Below are 22503 nucleotides of genomic sequence, written 5' to 3'. Positions count from 1 at the left end.
GGTCACCCGCGCAGCGCGCGGTGCGCGATCTGGGCCAGGTGCACCGGTTCCCGCTCGCCGGCCTGGCGCACCTGGGTCCGGCAGGAGTAGCCGTCGGCGAGCAGGTCGACCGCGTCACCGGCGGCCCGGACGGCGGGCAGCAGCGCCCGCTCGGCACAGGCCATCGAGACGTCGTAGTGGCCGTCCTCGAAGCCGAAGTTCCCGGCCAGCCCGCAACAGCCCGAGTCGAGCACGGTGGCGTCGACGCCGAGCGCGGCCAGCACCGCGCGGTCCGGTTCGCTGCCGAGCTCGGCGTGCTGGTGGCAGTGGATCTGCACCAGCACCGCGCCGTTGCCGGTGCCGGCGGTCGCGGACAGCTCGCCGGTGTGCCGGGCGAGCAGCTCGGCGAACGTCGACACCTGCTGTTCGAGGAGCGTCACCCGGGGGTCGTCGGGGAGCAGCTCCGCGGCGTCGCTGCGCAGCGCCGCCGTGCAGGACGGTTCCAGCCCGACCACCGGGACCCCGGCGTCCAGCGCGGGCCCGATCGCGCGCAGGCTGCGCGCGAGCACCCGGCGGGCCGCCGTCACCTGGCCGGTGGAGGTCCAGGTCAGGCCGCAGCAGACGTTGCGCGGGGGCAGCTCCACCCGGTAGCCGAGCGCGGTGAGCACGGCGACGGCGTCGGCGGCGACGTCCGGGTCGAAGTGGTCGGTGAAGGTGTCGGTCCACAGCAGCAGCGGGCCGCGCGAGCCCGGTTCGACGCCGAGGTCGGGCACCGGTGAGGTCGGCTCCCCGCGGGCGGCCCGGGCGGTGTAGGTCTCGCGGGCGATCGGCGGGATGGACCGGCGGGCGTCGATCCCGCCCGCCTTCGTGGCGATCCTCGCCAGCAGCGGCACCTGCGCGAGCCGGTTCAGCCCGTCGACGGCCGCGGCGGGCAGCGCACCGACCACCCGCAGCCAGCGCGGCAGCGCGCCCATCGAGTAGTGGGAGCGTGGCCGGATCCGGCGGTGGTAGCGGTTCGCCAGGAACTCGGTCTTGTAGGCGGCCATGTCGACGCCGACCGGGCAGTCGGACTTGCAGCCCTTGCAGGACAGGCACAGGTCGAGCGACTCGGCGACCTCGTCGGAGCGCCACCCGTCGGTGATGATCTCGCCGTTGGCCATCTCGAACAGCAGCCGGGCCCGCCCGCGGGTGGAGTGCTTCTCCTCCTTCGTGACGTTCCAGCTCGGGCACATGACGCCGGAGCCGGTGTCGACGGCGCACTTGCCGACGCCCAGGCAGCGCCGGGTGGCCCGGTGGAAGCTGCCCCGGTCGTGGGTGAAGGCGAGCGTCGGCTCGTCGGGCATGGTCGGCATGCCGACCCAGGTGCGCAGGTTCTCGTCCATCGTGGCCGGGCGGACGACCCGGCCCGGGTTCATCCGGTCGTCCGGGTCCCAGATGCCCTTGAACCGCTCGAACCCGTCGATGATCTGCGGCGGGTACATCCGGGGCAGCAGCTCGGCGCGGGCCTGGCCGTCCCCGTGCTCACCGGAGAGCGACCCGCCGTGCGCGACGACGACGTCGGCGGCGTCGGTCATGAACTCCCGGAAGTTCGCGATACCCGGCTTCGTGAGCAGGTCGAAGTCGATCCGGACGTGCAGGCAGCCGTCGCCGAAGTGCCCGTAGTAGATGCCCTTGCGACCGTGCCGATCCAGGACCTTGTCGAACTCGCGCAGGTAGGCGCCGAAGCGCTCGGGCGGGACGGCGGCGTCCTCCCAGCCGGGCCAGGCCTCGCCACCGTCCGGTGATCGGGTGAGGAGACCGGCGCCCTCCTCCCGGACCCGCCACAACGCGGCCATCTCCTTCAGCCCGGAGACGACGACCGCACCGGTCGTGTACGGCTTCATCGCGGTGACCACGGCGTGCGCCGCGGCCTCCGCCGCCGCCCGGTCCTCGCCGCCGGTCTCCACGTAGAGCCAGCCGCCGCCGTCGGGCAACATCCTGCTGGTCGTCTCGTTCGGCCGCAGCGCGCGCAGGGACGCGATCAGCCCGGCGTCCATGCCCTCGATGGTGAGCGGCCGCTGCTCGCGGACGACCATCACGTTGTCGGCGGCGTGGTAGGCGTCCGGGAAGCCGAGCACGGCCAGCGCCCGCGCCGGCGGCGACTCGACCAGGTCGACCGTCGCGGCCAGGATCGTCGCGCAGGTCCCCTCGGTCCCGACCAGCGCCTTCGCCAGGTTCACGTTCCCGGGGACGAGCTGGTCGAGGTTGTAGCCGGACACCCGGCGGGTGAGCTCGGGGACGTGCGCGTCGACCTCCGGGGCGAGCTCGGCGCCGAGACGGCGCAATGCGTCCGGGATCGCACCGGTCTCGGTGCCGGAACCGCCGAGGGTGATCCGCTCGCCGCGGTAGGTGAGCACGTCCAGCGAGTGCACGTTGTCGACGGTCTTGCCCCAGGCGACCGAGTGCGAACCGCAGGCGTTGTTGCCGATCATCCCGCCGATCGAGCAGCGGTTGTGCGTCGAGGGGTCCGGGCCGAACGTCAGGCCGTGCGGCTTGCCGGCGTCCCGGACGGCGTCACAGACCACGCCCGGCTGCACGGTCGCGGTACGGGCGTCCGGATCGACCGACAGGATCGCGTCCATGTGCGTGCGGAAGTCGAACGCGACCGCGGTGTTCACCGCCTGACCGGCGATCGAGGTCCGCGACCCGACGGGCATGACCGGCACGTCGTGCTCCCGGCACACCGCCATCGCCGCCTCGACGTCGGCGGCGTCGCGCGGGGATACCACCCCGATCGGGACGCCCCGGTAGTTCGACGCGTCCGCGGACCACATCGCGCGGCTGGCGGCGTCGAACCGGACGTCGCCTCCGACGGCGGCTCGCAGGTCGTTCTCGAGGGTGCGGTACGCGGTGGTGGGGCGCGCAGCGGTGCTCACGGAGCTCCTCTCGGCAGGTCGGGACGCCCGCGACGCTACCGGGACGCGACCCGCTACCGGACGTACTTCCCCCGCGTCGAGCTCATCGCACCGTGACGCGCGCCCCTCACCAGTTCTCGACCGAGCGGGTCAGGATCCCGGCGATGTCGTCCTCGGTGGGGGTGCGCGGGCAGGTCGCGAGCAGCCGCTGCTGCTTCATCGTGCCGGGCACCAGGTCGGGCACGTCGGCCTCGGTGTAGCCGACGCCGCCGATCCCGTTCGGGATGCCGATGTCGCGCATCAGGTCGACCAGCACCCCGGGCAGCTGCTCACGGTCGTCGGCGCGCCGCTCGGCGCGCGGGTCCATCAGCTCGGCCGCCCTCAGGTGCCGCTGCGGGGCGGAGTCGAAGGAGAACCGGAACGCCTCCGGCGCCGTCAGCGACACCGACATGCCGTGCGGCACCATCGGCTCGTCCTGCGGGAACCCGGACGGCCGGAAGTCACGCACCATCCCGGCGATCGGGTAGGCGTTCGCGTGCGGGATGTGCACCCCGGAGTTGCCGAAGCCCATCCCGGCGAAGGTCGCCGCCATCATCATGTCCGTGCGGGCCTCGACGTCGGTGGCACCCTGGTGCACGGCCGTGCGGAACGAGCGCGCGAGCAGCGTCATCGCCTTCTCGCACCACAGGTCCGACACCGGGTTCGAGCCGCAGTAGGTGACCCGCTCCTCGGGCTTCTTCCGGTCGAACGTGGTGTACCAGCGGGCCGTGTAGGACTCCACCGCGTGACAGACGATGTCCATCCCGGACGCCGCCGTCACCTCCGGCGGCAGCGTCATCGTCACCAGCGGGTCGACCACGGCCAGGGTGGGGCGCAGCCGCCAGTGGCTGATCCCGGTCTTGACCTTCATCGACAGGACGTCCAGCACGCACATCGCGGTGGACTCCGAGCCGGTGCCGGCCGTCGTCGGGACGGCGACCAGCGGCTTGAGCGGCCCCTCGGGCGCCTTCCCGCCCCCGATCGGCCTGTTGATGTAGTCCATCAGCTCACCCGACCCGCTGGTCAGCAGGTTGATCGCCTTCGCGGTGTCGATCGCGGAGCCGCCGCCGACGGCGACGAAACCGTCCCACGGGCCCTGCGCGCGGGCGTACTCGGTGGCCTTGGTCATCGAGTCGTCGGTCGGCTCGACGTGCACGCCGTCGAAGATCTCGCTGGAGACGTCGTAGCGCTGCAGCGACTCGGCGATCCGCTCCGGGATCCCCAGCGCCCGCACCCCCGGATCGGTGACGATCAGCACCCGGCCCGCCCCGTACCCGGTCATCTCGAAGCCGATCTCGTCGATCGCGCCGGCACCGAACTTCAAGGGCGGCGCGCCCCAGGTGAAGATCGTCTCCTCGGTCAGGTCGATGTCCGGGATCGTCATCAACGCCTCCTGGGTCGCGCGGCATCGGGCACTGCGGGTCCGAGTCTGCCCGCGCGGCCCGATCCGTGCATCCGGCAGCGGGACGGCGCCGGGTGAACGTCGTCGGCCGTGCTTCGCCCTACCGTCGAGGAACCGACGCGGTAGCGCTCCGCGAAGGCATTGCACAAGTCGGGAGAGCCGGGCCGTGACGTCCTTCGGGAGACTCCGTACCACCGTCGTCCGCACCTGGGGCACCGCGGGCGCCGACTGGCTGTCCACAACAGGTGCCCGCCTGCGGGGGCTCGCCGCTGAGCTGCAGCTGGAGGTCGGTGCGGCGCTTCCGCAGTCGTACCACCTGGTCCGGGCCGTCACCCGCGCCGACGGCACCCCGGCCGTGCTGAAGCTCGGCGTGCCGGACGGTCATCTCGATCCCGAGATCGCCGCGCTGCGTGCCTACGACGGACGCGGCGCCGTCCGGCTGCTGTGGTCCGATCCGGCGCGTGGGGCGCTGCTGCTCGAACGCGCCGACCCCGGCACCGACGCGACCGCCCTCCCGGACCCCGAGGCGACCGCGGTCCTCGCCGACCGGCTCCGCGAGCTGCACCGGGCGCCGGTCCCCGGCGGGCTCGACCACGTCCGGTCCGAGCGGGCGGCGTTCACCTCCCACCTGCGACGCTTCCCCGGCGACGACCCGCTTCCCCGGTGGCTCGTCGAACGGGCCGCCGCCCTGTGGGGCGACCTGTGTGCGAGCGCGACCCGCGAGGTACTGCTGCACGGCGACCTGCACCATGAGAACGTGCTCGCCGCGACCCGTGAACCGTGGCTGGCGATCGACCCGCACGGCCGGGTCGGCGATCCCGGCTACGACTGCGGGCAGCTCCTGTACAACCCGCTCGGCACCGACCCGGACCAGCTGGCCCGACGCGCACCGGACCGGATCACCCTGCTCGCCGACACGCTCGGCCTGGACCCCGACCGGACGGTGGCGTGGGGGTTCGCGGTCTGCGTGCTCTCCGAGGTCTGGTGCGCCCAGGACGGTCCGATCGACGGGACCGCGCTCGCCGTCGCCATGCGGCTGGCCCCACTGATCCGCGGCTGAGCGCCGCATAGGCTCGGGCCCATGCCCGTCTCCGAGACCTTCGACTCCGACGCCTGGAAGCCGGTGGAGGGGTTCGCGTTCCGCGACATCACCTACCACCGCGCGGTGTCCACCGGCGCGGTGCGGATCGCGTTCGACCGTCCCGAGGTGCTCAACGCGTTCCGGCCCGGCACCGTCGACGAGCTGTTCACCGCGCTGGAGCACGCCCGCACCAGCGCCGACGTCGGCGCCGTGCTGCTGACCGGCAACGGGCCGTCGCCCAAGGACGGCAAGCGCGCCTTCTGCTCCGGCGGCGACCAGCGGATCCGCGGCCGCACCGGTTACCAGTACGCGTCCGGGGACACCGCCGACACCGTCGAGCAGGGTCGCGCCGGGCGGCTGCACATCCTGGAGTGCCAGCGGCTGATCCGGTTCATGCCGAAGGTCGTCATCGCCGTCGTCAACGGGTGGGCCGCCGGCGGCGGGCACTCGCTGCACGCCGTCGCGGACCTGACCCTGGCCAGCGCCGAGCACGCCCGGTTCAAGCAGACCGACGCCGACGTCGGTTCGTTCGACGGCGGTTACGGCTCCGCCTACCTGGCCAAGCAGGTCGGGCAGAAGTTCGCCCGGGAGATCTTCTTCCTCGGCCGGACCTACTCCGCTGAGCAGATGCACCACATGGGCGCGGTGAACGAGGTCGTGCCGCACGCGGAGCTGGAGGCCACGGCGCTGCAGTGGGCGACGGAGATCAACGGCAAGTCGCCGACCGCGCAGCGGATGCTGAAGTACGCGTTCAACCTGGCCGACGACGGTCTGGTCGGTCAGCAGCTGTTCGCCGGGGAGGCGACCCGGCTGGCGTACATGACCGACGAGGCGGTCGAGGGGCGCGACTCGTTCCTGCAGAAGCGGGAGCCGGACTGGTCGCCGTTCCCCTGGTACTACTGACCACCGTCCGGTCCGGACCGTTCACTCCCCGGCCGGGCGCGGGTGGGGCACGGCGGGCCCACCAGGCACGGCCGGCGGGGCGGCCCCGGTGGCGGCAGGCACAACGGGTGCCAGGAACGCCAGCGCCGCCAGCTCACCGGCGGCGGCCCGGTGACCGCGCTCGGCGGCGGGACGGCGGCAGCCCGGCCGGCGCGGGGCACGGGTCGCGGACGGACCGGCGGGCGCGGTGTGCGGCATCGGGGGGCTCCTTCGACTCCGGGAGCGGGGCCGGGTGCGCCGTCGCTCTCACCCCGCCTGTCGTCCGGCGGACCGGCACCGTTGCCGATTCTCGGCCCGGACCCCCGAATCTGATGACGGCGGTGTCCCGCAGGTCACGTAGGGTGATCGAGGCCGAGATGGCAGGGTGACCGTCCATGGACGTGCGCGCGCTCGGGGTCGACGGTTCCCCGGAGTCGGTGGCCCGGCTGGCCGCCGCGCTGCGGTCGGCGCTCGACGGCACCGGCCCCGCCGTGCTCCCGGTCCGGACCGCACCGGGTGCGGAGCCCGCCCTGCCCGGGCCGGTGGCCCGTGCCGTGGCGCAGGACGCGCTGCCCGCCGGTCTCGCCGTCGTCGTCGCCACCTCGGGATCGACCGGGGAGCCCAAGCACGTCGCACTGACCGCCGACGCGCTGCGCGCCTCCGCGGCGGCGACCGCGTCCCGGCTCGGCGGGCCCGGGCGCTGGCTGCTCACCCTGCCGGCCGAGCACGTCGCCGGGGTGCAGGTGGTCGTGCGGGCACTGCTGTCCGGTTCGCTGCCCGTCGTGCAGGACGTACGGGACGGGTTCCGTCCCGACGGGTTCGCCCGCGCGACCGCCCGGATCGGGCACGGCGCGCGCCGCTACACCAGCCTCGTCCCGACCCAGCTCGCCCGGATCCTCGATCACGGTTCCGCACCGCTGTTCGCGCTCGCCGGCTACGACGCGGTGCTGGTCGGCGGAGCGGCACTGGACGCCGGCCTGCGGGCCAGGGCAACGGACGCCGGGATCCGGGTCGTCGCCACCTACGGGATGAGCGAGACCTGCGGCGGCTGCGTCTACGACGGCGTCGCGCTGGACGGGGTCACGGTCACCGTCGAGCCCGGTTCCGGACGTGTGGTGCTCGGTGGCCCGGTCGTCGCCGCGGGTTATCTCGGGGCGCCCGCCGCCACCGCGGAGGCGTTCGGTCCGGCCGGCTTCCGCACCACCGATCTCGGCGTGCTCGCCCCGGACGGCACGCTGACGGTGCTGGGCCGGGCCGACGACGTGGTGAACACCGGTGGCGAGAAGATCGCCCCGGCCGCCGTCGAGCGCGCTCTGCTCGAGGTGGCGGGGATCCGCGCGGCCTGTGTGGTGGGTCTCCCGGACCGGGAGTGGGGACAGGTCGTGGGCGCGCTGGTGGTGCCGGTGGAGGGCCCCGACGGTGGCCCCACGGACGCGGTGCTGCGTGACACCGTCCGGGCGGCCTGTGGCCGGGCCGCGGTGCCGCGGGTGCTGCGTCGCGCGACGGCGGTGCCCGAGCGGGGCATCGGCAAGCCGGACCGGGCCGCGGTGGTCGCGCTCCTGAACCGGTGAGCGATCCGGCGGGCGCTCTCCCGCCGGTTGCTGAAGGTGATCTCGGCGGACCGCGGCGACACCCGGAACGGTGATACGGACGTACACACCATGGGGTCGCTTCACGCAGCGTACGTTGCGCCCCGCCCGCACATCGAGTGTGCTTCAGCCACTGGCGACACAAGTCCCACACCGAGCACCTGGGCCACGGTCGCCACATGAACCACACGAATAACGCCAGGAACTGCGATGCAGCGGGGGTTTGTCCAGATGCGCAGGATCACGCGGGCCGGGCTGCGGAGCGTCGGTCTGCTCGCCGCGGCCGGGGCGTTGTGCGCCGTCGCCGTGGCGCCGGCCGCCGCGGCCGAGCCAGGTACCAGCTGGCAGCCGGAACTGACCGGGGGCAGCGGGCCAGGTGTCGTCGTCGGTGCGGACGGGGCCCGGTTCGACCCGGCGACCGCCGTCGGTGCCCCCGTCGAGGGTGGTGACGCAGAGGCGGCGGCCCCGGTGGACGTCGTGCCGACCGGGTTGCTCACCCTGGAACCCCACGTCCTCGACGCACCGACCCGCGAGGTGCACTCGGAGCTGGTCGCCGACACCCCGCCCGGGTCGGACGCGACCATCGACGTCCGCGGACGCACGCAGAGCGGCAGCTGGACCGAGTGGGTCCCCGCCGAGGACGACCTCACCCAGCTGCCCGAGGCGGCCCGGGAGGTGCAGGGCAGGCTGGTGCTCACCGCCACCGGTGACGCACGACCGACCGTGCGCGAGGTGACCCTGACCGCCACCCCGGCCACCGTGACCGAGGCCGAGCCGCTCACCGAGGCCGCCCCGCGCAGCTACTCGGTGTTCGCCACCCGGGAGGGTCTCGTCGGCGGCACCACCGCGAACGGACACAAGATCGTCCCGCGGGACCGGTTCGTCGCGCTGCCCTCCCGCCGGGCGCTGTCGGGCAAGGGCAAGACCGACTACTCGGTGAAGGTCTGCGCGCCGAACGGCCGCTGCGCGATCGCCCCGGTCTGGGACATCGGGCCGTGGAACACCAAGGACGACTACTGGAACCCGTCGTCCGAGCGGCAGATGTGGAAGGACCTGCCGCAGGGCGTGCCGCAGGCCGCGGCCGCGCGCAACGGCCACAACGGCGGCAAGGACCAGTTCGGCCGTCGGGTCGCCAACCCGGCCGGGATCGACCTCGCCGACGGCATCTTCTGGGACGTCCTGGGGCTCAAGGACAACTCACAGGTGCAGGTCGACTACCTGTGGACGGGCTCGCGGAAGCTGTCCGCCGTGCAGATCGGGAACGAACCGGACACCGACATCCTCTCCCGGCCCGAGGCCGGAGCGGAGTCCGTCGGCATCGCGGTGAACACGACCGAGGTCCCCGTGCAGTGCAGGCACGGTGAGGCTGACGGTTTCGTCCGGATCGGCGACGGCCAGTACCTTCCCACGGCGGTGCTCGGCGAGCTGCCCGCCGACCTCCCCGCTTGCGACGCCGGCGACGCCCCGGCCGGCCCCGCTGACCCGGCTGACCCGGCCGGGACCGATGCTCCGGCCGAGAATCCGGCCGCACCCGGGTCGGCCGACCCGGCCGGGGCCGATGCTCCGGAAACCGGTGACACCACCGGCGGGACGGGAACCCCGGCCGCGCCCGCCGCCGCCCCCGGGCCCCCCGCCGGCCCCGCCTCGTCGGCGACCGGTCGGCCTGGCCCGGCCGGCACGGCTGGCCCGGCCGGCACGTCCGATCCGCACGGGACCGATCCGAGCGACACCACCCCGGCGTCCGTCCCGGACGGTACTCCGCAGGCCGCTACGCCCGTCCCCGGTTCGGCGCAGCGGGCGCCCTCCGGCACACGCTGACCGACGGCCCGCACGGTGGCTCCGCCCGGATCCCAGGGACCCGGGCGGAGCCACCGGCGTTCCGGGCAGGCCCGGAGCCCCCGCGCGGGATAGGTTCGTCATCGTGGCCAGCACGGCAGAGTGGATCGAGGGAGCGCGCCCGCGCACCCTGCCCACCGCGATCTCCCCCGTCCTCGTCGGAACCGGTTCGGCGCTCGGCGCCGGTGTCGTGGCCCCCGGCTCCGCCCAGCTCGCGCTGCTGGTCGCGGTGGCGCTGGTGATCGGGGTCAACTTCGCCAACGACTACTCCGACGGCATCCGCGGCACCGACGACGAGCGCGTCGGACCGCAACGGCTGGTCGGGTCCCGGGCCGCGCGGCCCGAGGCGGTGCGGGCGGCCGCGTTCGGCTGCTTCGGTGTCGCCGCGCTCGCCGGGCTCGCGCTGACCGTGGTGTCCGGGCAGTGGTGGCTGATCGCCGTCGGGGTGCTCTGCATCCTCGGGGCGTGGTTCTACACCGGGGGGAGCCGGCCCTACGGTTACGCCGGCCTCGGCGAGGTCGCGGTGTTCGTGTTCTTCGGCCCGGTCGCGGTGCTCGGCACCGCGCTCACCCAGGCCGGTGCGGTGGATCCGGCGACCGTCGGCGCCTCGATCGGGGCGGGTCTGCTCACCTGCGCGGTGCTGGTCGCCAACAACCTGCGCGACATCCCGGGCGACCGGATCGCCGGCAAGTCGACGCTCGCGGTACGACTGGGCGCACGCGCGACCCGGATGCTGTACGTGGCGCTCACCCTGGTGCCGTTCGTGATCGCCGTCGCGGCCGCGTTCGACCGTCCCGGTCTGCTGATCGTGCTCCTGGCCCTGCCCGCCGCGGTGCGTCCGGTACGCGCCGTCCTGAGCGGCGCCGACGGCCCGGACCTGGTCCCGGTGCTGCGCGACACCGGCCTGCTGCTGCTCGCCTGGGCAGTGGCCGTCGCGGTCGGCCTCGCGGTCGGCTGACCCGCCCGCTCAGGCCCGGTCGTCGCCGCGCAGCTGCGCGCGCAGCGACTCCCGCTCCGCCGAGCGGCGGGCGTTGGCCGCCGCGAGCGCGCGGTCCAGCCGGGAGCGCAGCCCTCGGAACAACAGCATCGACAGCGGGAGGGCGACGATCAGCGCCACCAGCAGCGCGACGAGCAACGGAACTCCGGCGAGCGCGAGCAGCAGCGCGACGGCGGCCAGCAGCCCGAGCCGGGCGAGCGTGTAGAGCGCCACCGTGGCAGCCAGGCCGGGCTCGCCGGCGCGAGCCCGCGCAGCTGCCTGCGGCGGGGGTGTCGGGGACGTCATGGCACCCAGCGTACGGTCCGCGACCGGAGCCCGCGATGACGCACGCCCCTACCGGAACGACCCTCGGTGTCCGCTTCAGGAACTTCATCGGCTTTGCCCTTTAAGAACCCTTTACCTCCGGACAACCGTTCGAGTACCTGGGGTCTGAGGTGTCACGATGACCCGGAAACAACGAGCGGTGTCCGCTCCGAGGAGCTCCGGGAGACCCCTCCCAGCACCGCGACTCGGCACCACGCTGCATCTCCGGGAGGATTCCATGGCAGCTCCGACACAGACCCCCGAGCGACTGCTGACCCCGGGCGAGGTCGCCACCCTCTTCCGCGTCGACCCCAAGACCGTCACGCGCTGGGCCTCGGCCGGCCGGATCGGCTCGATCCGCACGCCGGGTGGCCACCGCCGGTTCCGCGAGTCCGAGGTCCGCGGTCTCCTCGCCGATCTCACCAGCGAGGCGAGCCCCGGCCTGCACTGAGCCCGCGACTTCACGTACACGTCAGGTCACCTTCGCTACGCTGGACAGCGGAGGTGGCCTGATGTTGTTCCTGATCCTTCTGCTCGGCGCGGCCGTCGTCGCGGTGCTGCTCGTCCGGACGCTCCGGTCGGAGCAGGTGGTCGCCGACAGGCTCCCGCAGCCCGAGTTGCCCTGGATGACCGGTCAGAAGGCGCAGAAGCCCCGCGCCACCGGTCCCGACGACGACCCGGACTTCCTACGTCAGCTCGACGAGAAGGTCCGCAACCAGGAGGACCCACCGGAACGGACCTGACCCGGTCCGAGCCGTTCGCAGCCCCTCCAGACCTGCCCGACCAGAGTCCCAAGAGTTCTTGACCGAAGGGCGGTTCCCGCGATCCGGGAGCCGCCCTTCGGTGTTTCCCGTCACGCCCCGGCCCCGCTCAGACCGGGAACCCGTCCGCCACGGCGGCGGCGAGCTCCAGCAGCGCGATCCGCGTCGGCTCCTCCAGACGGTCGAGGTCGATCTCGGCACCCTCCTCCAGGTGCGGATCGAACGGCACCCGCACCACCGCCCGGCAGCGGCCGGCGAAGTGCTCCGCTACCCGGTCGAGGTCGACACCGCCACCCGCACGCCGGTACACCGAGTTGATCACGACGACCGCGTTCCGGACGAGATTGCCGTAACCGTGCGCGTCCAGCCAGTCCAGCGTCGCCGACGCGCTGCGTGCCCCGTCGATGGATCCGGAGGACACGATCACGAGCTGGTCGGCCATCCCCAGCACCCCGTACATCGCGGAGTGCATGAGACCGGTACCGCAGTCGGTCAGCACCAGGTTGTAGAAGTGCTCGAGCAGGTCGACCGCGCGCCGGTAGTCGTCCTCGCTGAACGCCTCCGACACCGCCGGGTCCTGCTCGCTGGCCAGCACCTCCAGCCGCGACTGCCCCTGCGAGGTGTACGCACGCACGTCGGTGTAGCGACGCACCCGGTCGGAGTCGCGGAGCAGGTGCCGAACGGTCGCCGTCGTCTCCAGCGGGATCTTCTGGCTGAGCGTGCCGCGGTCCGGGTTCGCGTCCACCGCGACCACCCGGTCCCCGCGATGGGAGGCGAACGTGGCGCCCAGCGTCGCGGTCACCGTCGTCTTCCCGACCCCGCCCTTCAGGCTCAGCATCGCGATCTTGTGCGCGTTGAGCAGCGGCCGGTTCAAGCGGGCGACCAAGTCGCGGCGGTGCAGTTCCGCGGGGCTCTCCCCCGGGTTCACCAGGCCTCCGGTGAGCAGGTAAACCATCCGCCGCCAGCCGCTCTCCGGCGGGCGCCGCGGGCTGGTCACCCGGTGCGGTGTCAGGTCGAGGCCGCCGTGCGACCCGTCGCCGCGCCGATGCTGCCCGGAACGGGCCTCCACCGCCTCGGGCGCCGTCCAGCGCGGCCGGCGCGGCGCGGCCCCCGAGGCCGCACGGGACCCACCGGCGTGCGCGCCGTCGTCCCGGCCCGCCCGGTCGGCCGCATCGCGCTCGGCCGCATCGCGGTCCCACGAGCTCCGCCACGGCCGGTCCGTGGACGGGCGCGCGGCCGCCCGGCCCGAACCGCGCGCCGCCGGAGCACCGCGTGCGGCGCTCGGGCCACCACCCGGCTCGGCCCCCACGCCACCCGCGGGCCGCCCGGCCGGGTCGCCGTTCACCTCACCACCGCCCGCAGGGCCCCCGGCGGGCGCCTCCTCGACCGCCGGAGCACCGCTGTCCGGTGCTCCGCCGCCCCCGGCACCTCGGCCCGGCGCATCCTCGTTCGCGGCAGCGCCGGTCGAGACACCGCCGGGCGAGACACCGCCGGGCGCCGCACCGCCGACGGACGCAGCGCCGCGCGCCGCGTCGGCGTCCGTGGTGGCACCGGCTGCAGCGTCACCGCCCGCCACCGGGGTCCCGTGCGTCGCGTCACCGTCGGCACCGGGCACCGGGCCGGGCTCCCCCGGCCGGTCGGCCGGCTCGGCCACACCCGCACCCGGGGCCTGCCGTCCCGCACGTCCGGCGTCCGGACCGGCGTGCACGCTCCCCGGTACGACCGCGTGCGTGTCGGTGGCCGTGAGGTCGTCACCGTCGGGACGGCGCTCCCCCGCCGGGGCCGGGCGCCGCCAGATCAGCTCGCCGTCCTCGTCGTCGTGGCCGCTGCGGCCCGGCACCGTCCACCACGGCTCCGGGTCCGGCGCGCCTCCGGAGCGGTACAGCCCGGTGTCGTCGGGACCGACGTCCTGCCCCGCCGGATAGGGGTCGTCGGGAGCCCGGTGGCGGCCGTCGTCCGATCGGGCCGCACCGGGGTGCCCGGGCTCCGCCGGCGGCTGCTCCTGCACCGCAGCGGATCGCGCCTGCAGTGCCGAGAGGTCCAGCCCGTGCGGGGGCGTGGAGGGGTCGATCTCGTCGACCAGGTCGTCGTCGATCTCCGGTAGCTCGCTGCCCCACGCCGAGCCGGCGGGAGGCGTCTGGGTGCCGACCGCGGCACGGCCGGGCGCGGGAGCCGAGGCCGCCCGCTCCGCCGCCGACGGCGGACGCGGCTGCGACGCAGCCGGCTGCGCACCGCCGTCCGGCTGCGCAGCGTCATCACCGGACGAACGACGACGCCGTCCGAAGGATCGTGCGGGTGCCTCCGCCGCGCCCCAGCGCTCCCGCACGTAGCGGCCCACCGATCCGTCGGGCTGCTCGCCGGAACCGTTCTCACTCACGGGGACCGACGGTAGCCGTGCTGGTCCCGGTGGTCGAGGCGCCTCACACCCCTGCGTACGAGTGCAGCCCGGCAACCACCATGTTGATGAAGAACAGGTTGAACACGATCGTGGCGAAGCCGGCCGTGTTGATCCAGGCCGCCCGCGAGGTCCGCCAGCCGGCGGTCGCACGGGCATGCAGGTAGGCGGCGTAGAGCACCCATGCGACGAACGCGACGGTCTCCTTCGGGTCCCAGCCCCAGAACCGGCCCCAGGCCGCCTCGGCCCAGACCGCGCCGGTGATGATCCCGAACGTGTACAGCGGGAAGGCGAGCACCGTCACCCGGTAGGCCAACCGGTCGAGCATCTCGGCACCGGGGAGCTTCGCGGCCAGCGCGGCCGGCCGGTTGTTGCGCTTCATCAGGAACAGCAGGCTCGCCACCCCGGGGACCAGCAGCATCCCCGACGCCAGCGTGATCGTGGTGACGTGGATGATGATCCAGTACGACTGCAGCGCCGGGACGACGGGCGCGGCCTCGGCGTACAGCACGGTGCCGGTGATGAACATCAGCAGCAGGATCGGGGTCAGCACGAACACCCCGGCCGGGCGCAGCGGCGGGTGCTTGCGGACCAGCACCAGCCACGCGCCGACCGCCATCAGGCACAGCGCCGAGGTGAACTCGTACATGTTGCCCAGCGGCCAGCGGTAGGTCGCCAGCCCGCGCAGCACGATCGAGCCGGTGTGCAGCACGACGGCCAGGATCATCAGCGAGATCCCGATCCGGCCGTACCGGTCGGCCCGGGTGCGGCCGGCACGGGGCACCGACCCATCCGGCCCCTCCGGGGTGTCGGAGATCTCACCGGCCGTGTCGCTCCCGGCGGTGTCGGTGTCGCTGTCGACTGTCCCAGTGCCGCCTGCGCCCGCCCCGACCGCCGCCGGCCTGCGCGACGCCCGGGCCACCCGGGTCGCCGAGTACTCCAGCGAGGTGAAGATCATCGCGAGCAGGAGCACGACGAGCGTGGCCTGGAACAGGCGGTCGCTCCACATCGAGGTGATCGGATCGACGAGCATCGGTGTCAACCGTCCTTCTTGTACGTCGGGTCGAGCAGCTCGGAAGCGAGCCGGTCGAACTCCTCGCCGTAGCCCGCCCGGTCGGTCCGGGCCAGGCCGCCGAGCTGGATGCGGCTGCCACCGTCGACCGGGGCGACCCGCACCCAGAGACGCCGCCGCTTGACCGACAGCGACAGCGACAGTCCCGCCACCATCACCATCGAGAAGACCAGCACCCAGATCTGCCCCGGGTCGTGACCCACCTGGAGGTTCACCCACGGGGTGACGCCGTCGAACCGGACGACGGTGCCGTCGTCCAGCGTGACGCTGTCACCGATCCCGAGGCGGGACTCGGCGACCGTGACCAGCTCGCCGTCGTCGATCTTCTGCTGGTCCACGGTGAAGATCGACTGGCCGCGGCCGTCGTCGATGCCGAGATCACCGCGCATGATGTTCACGTCGGCGGTCGGTGCGCGCAGGTCCGGGTGCACCGACGCGAGGTTGCCCTCGGGGTCGACCGCCCCGGTCGGCGCGAACGTGCCGGTCACCGCGAGCTGGGTGGTGCGACGCAGCTCGGCGTCGGTGATGCCGGGCTGCTCGAACTTCGTCGCGCCCTCGGAGAGCTGGCTGCCGCTCTGGTCGACCGGCCGCCACTGGATGCCGCCGGTGCGGCTCTGCCCGTCCGGCCAGGTCACGGTGAACTCGGGTGCGTAGCCGTAGCCGGTGAGGTAGGCCCGGTCACCGTCGGTCCGCAGCGGGTTGTTGACGGTGATCTCACCCAGCCGCCAGTCGGTGACGCCCGCGGCCAGGTCCGCGCCGGTCTGGTAGCCGATCTGCGCACCGAACGTCGAGGGCTGCCCGTTCGGCAGCCAGGTCCCGTCGAACCGGTCGACGCGCACGCAGAACTGGTTCAGGTCGGTCCCGTCGACACGCAGCCCGGGCCGGAACGTGTCGTAGCCGAGGATCGAGCTGTTGCAGAACTCGGAACCGTCGGCGCGGACGATCACGTCGCCCTCGTAGCCGTAGAGCTTGCCGCCCGCGAAGCCGAGCAGCAGCCCGATCAGGCTCAGGTGGAAGACCAGGTTGCCGGTCTCGCGCAGGTAGCCGCGCTCGGCGGACACCACACGCACCCCGCCGGGCTCGGACCGCTCGGCCTTCCGCCAGCCGCGCAGCAACCGGCGGGTGCGCTCCAGCACGGCCTCCGGCGGCTCCGGCGACTCGGCCGCGGCGTGGTGCGGGAGGCGGGCCAGGTTCCGCGGGGTGGCGACCGGCGCCGCCCGCATGCTGTGCCAGTACTCCACCGAGCGGGGCAGCACGCAGCCGACGAGGGAGATCATCAACAGCAGGTAGATCGCGGCGAACCACGGGCTGGCGAACACCTCGAAGCCACCCAGAGCCTCGATGATCGGAGCAGCGGTCGGGTAGTCGGCGTAGAAGTCGTCGACCAGGAACTCGTTGAGCGAGCGCTGCGGGATCAGCGCGCCCGGCATCGCGGCCAGCGCCAGCAGGAACAGCAGCACCAACGCCGTGCGCATGCTGGTCAGCCCGCGCCAAGTGTTGCGCAGGAAGGCGATCAGCCGCCCGATGCGGTCGCGGCGCGCGGGGGGTTCGCCGTCCGGTGTGGTGACCGGCGGCTGCGGCGGGGCGGTGGGCGGCGATGTCATGTCGGAGGTCATCAGATGGGCGGGGTGAACCCGGCGATCGACACCTGGAGCTGGATCAGCCAGCGCGCCCACACCCCGGAGACCAGGAGCACCCCGACCAGGATCAGCATCGCACCGCCCGCGACCTGGATCGCCCGCGTGTGCCGGCGCAGCCGGCCCAGCATCCCGACCGCGCGGGACGCACCCAGTGCGATCAGCACGAACGGGATCCCGAGCCCGGCGCAGTAGGCGAGGATCAGCACCACACCGCGGAACGAGCCCCCGCCGGTGCCGGCGGCCACGGCGACGACACCGGCCAGCGTCGGACCGATGCAGGGGACCCAGCCCAGCCCGAACACCGCGCCGAGCAGCGGCGCACCGGCCAGCCCCGCCCGCGGCGTCCAGTGCGACCGGTACTCGCGCTGCAGGGCCGGGATCAGGCCGGCGAACGCCAGCCCCATCACGATCATGACCACGCCGCCGATCCGCTGCAGCACGGCCTCGTTCTCGATCAGCACGTCGGACAGCCACACGACGCCGACCATGATCGCCCCGAAGACGACGGTGAACCCGGCCACGAACAGCAGCGCCGCGCCGGCGACCCGCCAGCGGCCGTCCCGGCGGGTCCGCTGCTCGACGACGGTCCCGCTGCGGCGAGCCGTCTCACGCTCGCGGGCCTCCGCCTCGGTGACCGGCGGCGGCTGCGCCCCGACCAGACCGGCCAGGTAGGCGAGGTAACCGGGGACCAGCGGGACGACGCACGGCGAGGCGAAGCTGACCAGCCCGGCGAGCACCGATATCAGGACCGCCAGCAGCAGCGGCCCCGAAATCGCGAGGGCGGTCGTCGGGTCCATCGCACCCCAGGGTAGAAGGGCCTCCGACCGCACCCGTCAGCGGGTTCTACAACGTGTAGTGCAACGGTCGGTAGCGCCCGCGTCAGTCCGCTCCCGGAGCCCCGGCCGGGGCGGGCTCGTCGGCCAGCCGGGTGATCAGCGGCATCAGGTCCGAGCTCCCGACCGGGGTCAGGAACACCGCGGCGACCCGCTGCTCGCGGTCCAGCACGATCGTCGACGGGACGACGTTGCGCGGGTAGCCGTCGAGCCGGGCCAGGGTCCGCCCGGCCGGGTCGTAGATCGAGTCGTAGCTCAGCCCGCGGTCGGTCTTGAAGTCCAGCGCGGCCTGGCGATCGTCGCGGACGTCGATGCCGAGCACCACCGCGTCACCCGCGGCGGCGTCGGCGACCGCCTGCAGCTCGGGTGCCTCGGTCCGGCACGGGCCGCACCAGGAACCCCAGATGTTGATCACCCGGACGGTGCCGGGGAAGTCGGCGATGCCGACCTCGGAGCCCGGGTTCATCAGGCTCTCCCCACGCAGGTCGGTGACCGGCCCACGGCTCTCCGGCGGGTCGTAGACGATCCGGGTCTCACCACCCGGCGCGACGAACTGGAACTCGCCGGACCCCGCCACGGCGTCGGTCCCGACCCCGCAGCCCGCCAGCAGGGTCAGCGCGGCGAGCAGGCCGAACAGCAACCGCCTCATGCGCCCGTCACCATCGCCCCGCTGGAACCGGCGGGCTCGGCGTAGCGCAGGCCGGTCATCCGGGCCCCGGTGAACTCGACACTGGTCAGCGACGCCAGCGCGCACTGCCGGCGGCGCGGGTCGTGCCAGAGCCGCTGCCCGAGCAGGTAGCGACGCAGCGTCCAGATCGGCAGCTGGTGGGACACGCAGACGATCTCCCGGCCCGGTGCGAGCTGCCGGGCCGCGTGCAGCGCACCGAGCATCCGGTGGGCGATGTCGAGGTAGGGCTCCCCCCACGACGGGGTGAACGGGTCGCGCAACAGCCGCCACGCCTGCGGGCGCCGCAGCGCGCCGTCGCCGACGGCGAACCGCTTGCCCTCGAACAGGTTCCCGGCCTCGATCAGGTTCTCGTCGGTGCCGATCGGCACGTCGTGCGCCTCGGCGATCGGGCCCGCGGTCTGCTGGGCCCGCTGCAACGGGGAGGCGACGACGGCGGCGACGTCGTTGGCCCCGAGGTACTGCGCGACCGTCTTGGCCTGTGCCTCGCCGTGGTCGGAGAGCCGGTAGCCGGACCTGCGGCCGTAGAGCACCCGCTCGGGATTGTGCACCTCGCCGTGGCGGAGCAGGTGCACCACGGTCACCGGGCCGGTCGGCGCCGGGCTGGTCCGGTCGCCCACGGCTCAGGCCCCGTCCGGGCGGGTGGCGGCGGCCGCCGCCCTCGCCCCGGCGGCCAGGCCGACCTCGATCCGGGCGAACGCGTCGTCGTCCAGCGCGGTGGAGACGAACCACGCCTCGAACGCCGAGGGCGGCGGGTAGATCCCGTGGTCGAGCAGGGCATGGAAGAACGCGGGGTAGCGCCACGTCTCGGCCGACCTCGCGTCGGCGTAACCGGTGACCGGGGCGTCGGTGAAGAACGGCGAGAGCATGGTCCCCGCGTACTGCACGGTGTGCCCGACGCCCTCCCGGTCCAGCGCGGCGGTGATCAGCGAACCGAGCCGGTCGGCGTTGGCCTGCAGCGTGGCGTAGGCGGCCTCGTCGGCGTGGCGCAGCGTGGTGAGGCCGGCGGCGACGGCCACCGGGTTCCCGGCGAGGGTGCCCGCCTGGTAGACCGGACCGGCCGGCGCGAGGAACGACATGTGCTCGACCGAGCCGCCGAACGCGGCGGCCGGCAGCCCGCCCGACATCACCTTGCCGAAGGTGTAGAGGTCACCCGCGACGCCGTCGCAGCCGAACCAGCCCTGGCGCGACGCGCGGAACCCGGTCATCACCTCGTCGATCACCAGCAGCGCGCCGTGCGCGTGGCAGAGGTCGCGCAACGCGGCGTTGAACCCCTCGACCGGCGGGACGACGCCCATGTTCCCCGGTGCGCCCTCGGTGATCACGCAGGCGATGTCGGCGCCGCGCTCGGCGAACACCGCGCGCACCGCGTCCAGGTCGTTGTAGGGCACCACCACCGTGTCCGCCGCCTGCGCGCCGGTGACGCCGGGGCTGGTCGGCAGCCCGAGCGTGGCCACCCCCGAGCCCGCCTCGGCGAGCAGGGCGTCGACGTGGCCGTGGTAGCAGCCGGCGAACTTCACGATCACCGGGCGGCCGGTGATGCCGCGGGCCAGCCGGATCGCGCTCATCGTCGCCTCGGTGCCGGAGTTGACCAGTCGGACCTGCTCGACCGGGGTGCGGTCGACGATCTCGGCGGCCAGGTCCACCTCGCCGGGGGTCGGGGTGCCGAACGACAGCCCGTTCGACGCTGCCGCCCGCACCGCCTCGACAACGGCCGGGTGCGCGTGCCCGAGGATCATCGGCCCCCAGGACGACACCAGGTCCACATAGCTCGCGCCGTCGGCGTCGGTCAGCTCGTAACCCTGCGCCGAGACCATGAACCGCGGCGTGCCACCGACCGAGTTGAACGCCCTGACCGGGGAGTTCACCCCGCCCGGGATCAGTTCGGCCGCCCGCTCGAAGAGGCGGGCGGACTCCTTCGGGTCGGGATTCTGCGCACTGCTCACCGGGCCAGTCTCGCAGCCCTCACCCGGCGCGCCGTGCGGCCCCGACCTTGCGCGACGCATACCACTCCTTGGCGGCCCGGCCGTACAGCAGCACGACGCCGGTCGAGGCGATCGCCAGGATCGCGACCGCGAACACCGGGATGCTCGGCGCCATCAGCAGCAGCAGGGGCAGCCCGTAGACCGCGGTCAGCACGGCCAGCGCGAGCCGCGCCCCCGGCCGGCCGAGGAACGCGACCACCGCGAGCGCGGCGTAGACCAGCGCCAGGACCAGGAAGACCCCGCCCATCACCCGGACCAGCTGGGTCAGCTGGTCCATCGTCACCCCGGCCTGGGCCATCACCGACTCGAGCTCGGCGCGCGGGACGCCGGCCTGGTCCAGGGCGGCCTGGTCGATCTCCGCGGCCATCGCGGTGGCGCCCATCAGCACGAACGGCAGCGCCGCGGCGATCAACAGGATCAGTGCGGTGACCACCTGCCGCGGCCGGGCGACCGGCGCCGTCCCGCCCGGGGCGAGTCCCGCCGGGGGCTGGCCCCAGCCCTGCGGGGCGCTCCCGGTGTTCCACTGCGGGCCGGGCTGCTGCGCCGGGGCCGGGGCGGCGGGCGTCCAGCCGTTCGGATACGGGTTCTGCGGGTACTGGGGGTAGTGCCCGGTCGACGGGCCGGGCCGGTAGTACTGGGGTGCGCCCTGCTCGCCGGGGTTGCTGCTCACGTCCACCACGGTAGCCGGACGGGTGTCCGGTTTGCCACGTTCGGCGGTACCGCGGGCAGGTGGTGTCGCGCCGTCAGCGGTCCAGCCAGCCGGCGACCTCGGTCGCCCAGTAGGTGAGGATCACGTCGGCACCGGCCCGGCGGATCGACGTGACCGTCTCCAGGACGGTGCGCTCCCGCTCCAGCCAGCCCTGCGCCACCGCGGCCTCGATCATCGCGTACTCGCCGGAGATCTGGTACGCCGCGACCGGCACGTCGGCGGCGTCGGCCACCCGGGCCAGCACGTCGAGGTAGGCCAGCGCCGGCTTGACCATCACCATGTCGGCGCCCTCGTCGAGGTCCAGTGCCAGCTCGCGCAGCGCCTCCCGGGCGTTGCCGCCGTCCTGCTGGTAGGTCTTGCGGTCACCGCGCAACTGGGAGTTCACCGCCTCCCGGAACGGCCCGTAGAACGCCGAGGCGTACTTCGCCGTGTAAGCGAGGATCCCGGTGTCGGCGAACCCCGCGTCGTCCAGCGCCTTCCGGATGACACCGACCTGACCGTCCATCATGCCGCTCGGACCGACCAGGTGGGCCCCCGCCCGGGCCTGCTCGACCCCCATCCGCGCGTACACGTCGAGGGTGGCGTCGTTGTCGACCCGGCCGTCGGCGTCCAGCACGCCGCAGTGCCCGTGGTCGGTGAACTCGTCCAGGCACAGGTCCGACATCACGACGATCTCGTCGCCGACCTCGGCGCGCACGTCGCGCAGCGCGACGTTCAGGATCCCCTCCGGGTCGACGGCGCCGGAGCCGGTCGCATCGTGCACCTGCGGGACGCCGAACAGCATCACCCCACCGACGCCCGCCGACGCCGCCTGCGCGACCGCCTTGCGCAGGCTGTCCCGGGTGTGCTGCACGACACCGGGCATCGACGAGATCGGCACCGGGTCGGTGGCGCCCTCGCGGACGAACATCGGCAGCACCAGCTGGCGCGGCCGCACCTCGGTCTCGGAGACCAGCCGCCGCATCGCGGGGGTGGTCCGCAGGCGGCGGGGACGCTGCGCCGGGAAAGCCATTGGCCCAGGGTAGAGCGCAGCCGCGACGGCCCCGCCGCGCCCCGCCGCGCCACCGGCTCGCCCCGCCGCACCGCACCGCCCTGCCCCGCCGCGCCCTGCCGCCCCGCGCCGTCCTGCCGCACCGCGCCGCCGGACTGCCGCGCCCCGCCCCGCCACCGATTTGCCTCCGCCGCGGCACATCTTCCCCGTGCGCCGAGATGCACCTGAGGCCATCCAGTCCGCGACCACGGTGGCCGCGTCCGGCTGCCCGGCGGCGATGTTCTCCGCGCCGGGCGCGACGGACCGATCGAGCTGATCTCCAACGTGGACTCGGCGATCAACCGGGAGTGGATGCAGGCCGCCTGCATCAGCATCACCAACACCCTCGGTG

The 22503-nt window shown here is 73.9% G+C and carries 20 protein-coding genes; 7 read left to right on the top strand and 13 right to left on the bottom strand.

Translation table 11 applies throughout. The features are described from left to right. Positions 1–2: 2 nt before the first annotated feature. Positions 3–2894: an FAD-binding and (Fe-S)-binding domain-containing protein gene (locus AB0J24_RS22710; protein ID WP_358684470.1), complete on the bottom strand. Its 2892-nt coding sequence runs from the start codon at positions 2892–2894 to the stop codon at positions 3–5. 106 nt (positions 2895–3000) lie between these two features. Further along, complete coding sequence (locus tag AB0J24_RS22705) at positions 3001–4296, bottom strand: hydroxyacid-oxoacid transhydrogenase (RefSeq protein WP_358684468.1); 1296 nt, start codon at positions 4294–4296, stop codon at positions 3001–3003. Positions 4297–4480: 184 nt separating this feature from the next. Here AB0J24_RS22705 and AB0J24_RS22700 point away from each other — a divergent pair, with 184 nt between their 5' ends. After that, positions 4481–5374: an aminoglycoside phosphotransferase family protein gene (locus tag AB0J24_RS22700; RefSeq protein ID WP_358684466.1), complete on the top strand. Its 894-nt coding sequence runs from the start codon at positions 4481–4483 to the stop codon at positions 5372–5374. A gap of 21 nt (positions 5375–5395) precedes the next feature. After that, the gene (locus AB0J24_RS22695) at positions 5396–6298 is read left to right on the top strand and encodes a 1,4-dihydroxy-2-naphthoyl-CoA synthase (RefSeq protein ID WP_358684464.1); all 903 of its coding nucleotides are present in this window, start codon (positions 5396–5398) and stop codon (positions 6296–6298) included. Between the two features lie 21 nt (positions 6299–6319). Here the strand turns inward: AB0J24_RS22695 and AB0J24_RS22690 are convergent, their stop codons facing one another. Further along, positions 6320–6535, bottom strand: coding sequence for a hypothetical protein (locus AB0J24_RS22690; RefSeq protein WP_358684462.1), 216 nt, complete (start codon positions 6533–6535; stop codon positions 6320–6322). Positions 6536–6711: 176 nt separating this feature from the next. On the opposite strand from AB0J24_RS22690, the gene menE reads away from it, so the two are divergent. The 3 genes from menE to AB0J24_RS22675 all read left to right on the top strand — a co-directional run bounded on the left by menE (position 6712) and on the right by AB0J24_RS22675 (position 10699). Further along, entirely contained in the window at positions 6712–7887 is a 1176-nt protein-coding gene (gene menE / locus AB0J24_RS22685) for an o-succinylbenzoate--CoA ligase (RefSeq protein WP_358684460.1), read from the top strand. A 249-nt stretch (positions 7888–8136) separates the two neighbouring features. Continuing rightward, the gene (locus AB0J24_RS22680) at positions 8137–9723 is read left to right on the top strand and encodes a hypothetical protein (RefSeq protein WP_358684458.1); all 1587 of its coding nucleotides are present in this window, start codon (positions 8137–8139) and stop codon (positions 9721–9723) included. A 103-nt stretch (positions 9724–9826) separates the two neighbouring features. After that, positions 9827–10699 (top strand): 1,4-dihydroxy-2-naphthoate polyprenyltransferase, encoded by an 873-nt coding sequence (locus tag AB0J24_RS22675; protein ID WP_358684456.1) that lies wholly within the window; start codon positions 9827–9829, stop codon positions 10697–10699. Positions 10700–10708: 9 nt separating this feature from the next. On the opposite strand, the gene AB0J24_RS22670 is transcribed toward AB0J24_RS22675, so the two are convergent. After that, complete coding sequence (locus tag AB0J24_RS22670) at positions 10709–11023, bottom strand: DUF4229 domain-containing protein (protein WP_358684454.1); 315 nt, start codon at positions 11021–11023, stop codon at positions 10709–10711. Between the two features lie 256 nt (positions 11024–11279). On the opposite strand from AB0J24_RS22670, the gene AB0J24_RS22665 reads away from it, so the two are divergent. Both AB0J24_RS22665 and AB0J24_RS22660 read left to right on the top strand, forming a co-directional pair. Next, positions 11280–11492: a BldC family transcriptional regulator gene (locus AB0J24_RS22665; RefSeq protein ID WP_358684452.1), complete on the top strand. Its 213-nt coding sequence runs from the start codon at positions 11280–11282 to the stop codon at positions 11490–11492. Between the two features lie 61 nt (positions 11493–11553). Then, positions 11554–11784, top strand: coding sequence for a hypothetical protein (locus tag AB0J24_RS22660; RefSeq protein WP_358684450.1), 231 nt, complete (start codon positions 11554–11556; stop codon positions 11782–11784). Positions 11785–11911: 127 nt separating this feature from the next. Here AB0J24_RS22660 and AB0J24_RS22655 read toward each other — a convergent pair whose 3' ends face one another. The 9 genes from AB0J24_RS22655 to hemB all read right to left on the bottom strand — a co-directional run bounded on the left by AB0J24_RS22655 (position 11912) and on the right by hemB (position 22133). Further along, a complete protein-coding gene (locus tag AB0J24_RS22655) occupies positions 11912–13378 on the bottom strand; it encodes a MinD/ParA family protein (RefSeq protein ID WP_358684598.1) in 1467 nt (488 codons plus the stop codon). An 844-nt stretch (positions 13379–14222) separates the two neighbouring features. Beyond that, entirely contained in the window at positions 14223–15230 is a 1008-nt protein-coding gene (gene ccsB / locus AB0J24_RS22650; protein WP_358684448.1) for a c-type cytochrome biogenesis protein CcsB, read from the bottom strand. Positions 15231–15235: 5 nt separating this feature from the next. Further along, positions 15236–16873 (bottom strand): cytochrome c biogenesis protein ResB, encoded by a 1638-nt coding sequence (locus AB0J24_RS22645; protein WP_358684446.1) that lies wholly within the window; start codon positions 16871–16873, stop codon positions 15236–15238. A gap of 11 nt (positions 16874–16884) precedes the next feature. Further along, positions 16885–17706: a cytochrome c biogenesis CcdA family protein gene (locus AB0J24_RS22640; RefSeq protein ID WP_358684444.1), complete on the bottom strand. Its 822-nt coding sequence runs from the start codon at positions 17704–17706 to the stop codon at positions 16885–16887. Between the two features lie 82 nt (positions 17707–17788). Next, complete coding sequence (locus tag AB0J24_RS22635; RefSeq protein ID WP_358684442.1) at positions 17789–18391, bottom strand: TlpA disulfide reductase family protein; 603 nt, start codon at positions 18389–18391, stop codon at positions 17789–17791. Next, a complete protein-coding gene (locus tag AB0J24_RS22630) occupies positions 18388–19047 on the bottom strand; it encodes a histidine phosphatase family protein (protein WP_358684440.1) in 660 nt (219 codons plus the stop codon). The genes AB0J24_RS22635 and AB0J24_RS22630 overlap by 4 nt, the downstream gene beginning before the upstream one ends. Before the next feature lie 3 nt (positions 19048–19050). Further along, a complete protein-coding gene (gene hemL, locus AB0J24_RS22625; protein ID WP_358684438.1) occupies positions 19051–20373 on the bottom strand; it encodes a glutamate-1-semialdehyde 2,1-aminomutase in 1323 nt (440 codons plus the stop codon). 19 nt (positions 20374–20392) lie between these two features. Beyond that, positions 20393–21082: a hypothetical protein gene (locus tag AB0J24_RS22620; RefSeq protein ID WP_358684436.1), complete on the bottom strand. Its 690-nt coding sequence runs from the start codon at positions 21080–21082 to the stop codon at positions 20393–20395. A gap of 73 nt (positions 21083–21155) precedes the next feature. Continuing rightward, positions 21156–22133 carry a porphobilinogen synthase gene (hemB, locus tag AB0J24_RS22615; RefSeq protein ID WP_358684434.1) on the bottom strand — a complete coding sequence of 326 codons (978 nt, stop codon included), beginning with the start codon at positions 22131–22133 and terminating at the stop codon, positions 21156–21158. Positions 22134–22503: the final 370 nt, after the last annotated feature.

Source organism: Pseudonocardia sp. NPDC049635, from assembly GCF_040659795.1.
Taxonomy (GTDB): Bacteria; Actinomycetota; Actinomycetes; order Mycobacteriales; family Pseudonocardiaceae; genus Pseudonocardia.
The sequence above is the reverse complement of the archived record's forward strand: the minus strand, read 5'-3'. Positions and strand labels throughout refer to the sequence as shown.

Coding starts and splice junctions, on each gene's coding strand:
- AB0J24_RS22640 (WP_358684444.1), bottom strand. CDS start 17,706: ATGGACCCGACGACCGCCCTCGCGATTTCGGGGCCGCTGCTGCTGGCG.
- hemB (WP_358684434.1), bottom strand. CDS start 22,133: ATGGCTTTCCCGGCGCAGCGTCCCCGCCGCCTGCGGACCACCCCCGCG.
- AB0J24_RS22645 (WP_358684446.1), bottom strand. CDS start 16,873: ATGACATCGCCGCCCACCGCCCCGCCGCAGCCGCCGGTCACCACACCG.
- AB0J24_RS22665 (WP_358684452.1), top strand. CDS start 11,280: ATGGCAGCTCCGACACAGACCCCCGAGCGACTGCTGACCCCGGGCGAG.
- AB0J24_RS22670 (WP_358684454.1), bottom strand. CDS start 11,023: ATGACGTCCCCGACACCCCCGCCGCAGGCAGCTGCGCGGGCTCGCGCC.
- AB0J24_RS22660 (WP_358684450.1), top strand. CDS start 11,554: ATGTTGTTCCTGATCCTTCTGCTCGGCGCGGCCGTCGTCGCGGTGCTG.
- AB0J24_RS22705 (WP_358684468.1), bottom strand. CDS start 4,296: ATGACGATCCCGGACATCGACCTGACCGAGGAGACGATCTTCACCTGG.
- ccsB (WP_358684448.1), bottom strand. CDS start 15,230: ATGCTCGTCGATCCGATCACCTCGATGTGGAGCGACCGCCTGTTCCAG.
- AB0J24_RS22680 (WP_358684458.1), top strand. CDS start 8,137: ATGCGCAGGATCACGCGGGCCGGGCTGCGGAGCGTCGGTCTGCTCGCC.
- AB0J24_RS22690 (WP_358684462.1), bottom strand. CDS start 6,535: ATGCCGCACACCGCGCCCGCCGGTCCGTCCGCGACCCGTGCCCCGCGC.
- AB0J24_RS22695 (WP_358684464.1), top strand. CDS start 5,396: ATGCCCGTCTCCGAGACCTTCGACTCCGACGCCTGGAAGCCGGTGGAG.
- AB0J24_RS22635 (WP_358684442.1), bottom strand. CDS start 18,391: ATGAGGCGGTTGCTGTTCGGCCTGCTCGCCGCGCTGACCCTGCTGGCG.
- menE (WP_358684460.1), top strand. CDS start 6,712: ATGGACGTGCGCGCGCTCGGGGTCGACGGTTCCCCGGAGTCGGTGGCC.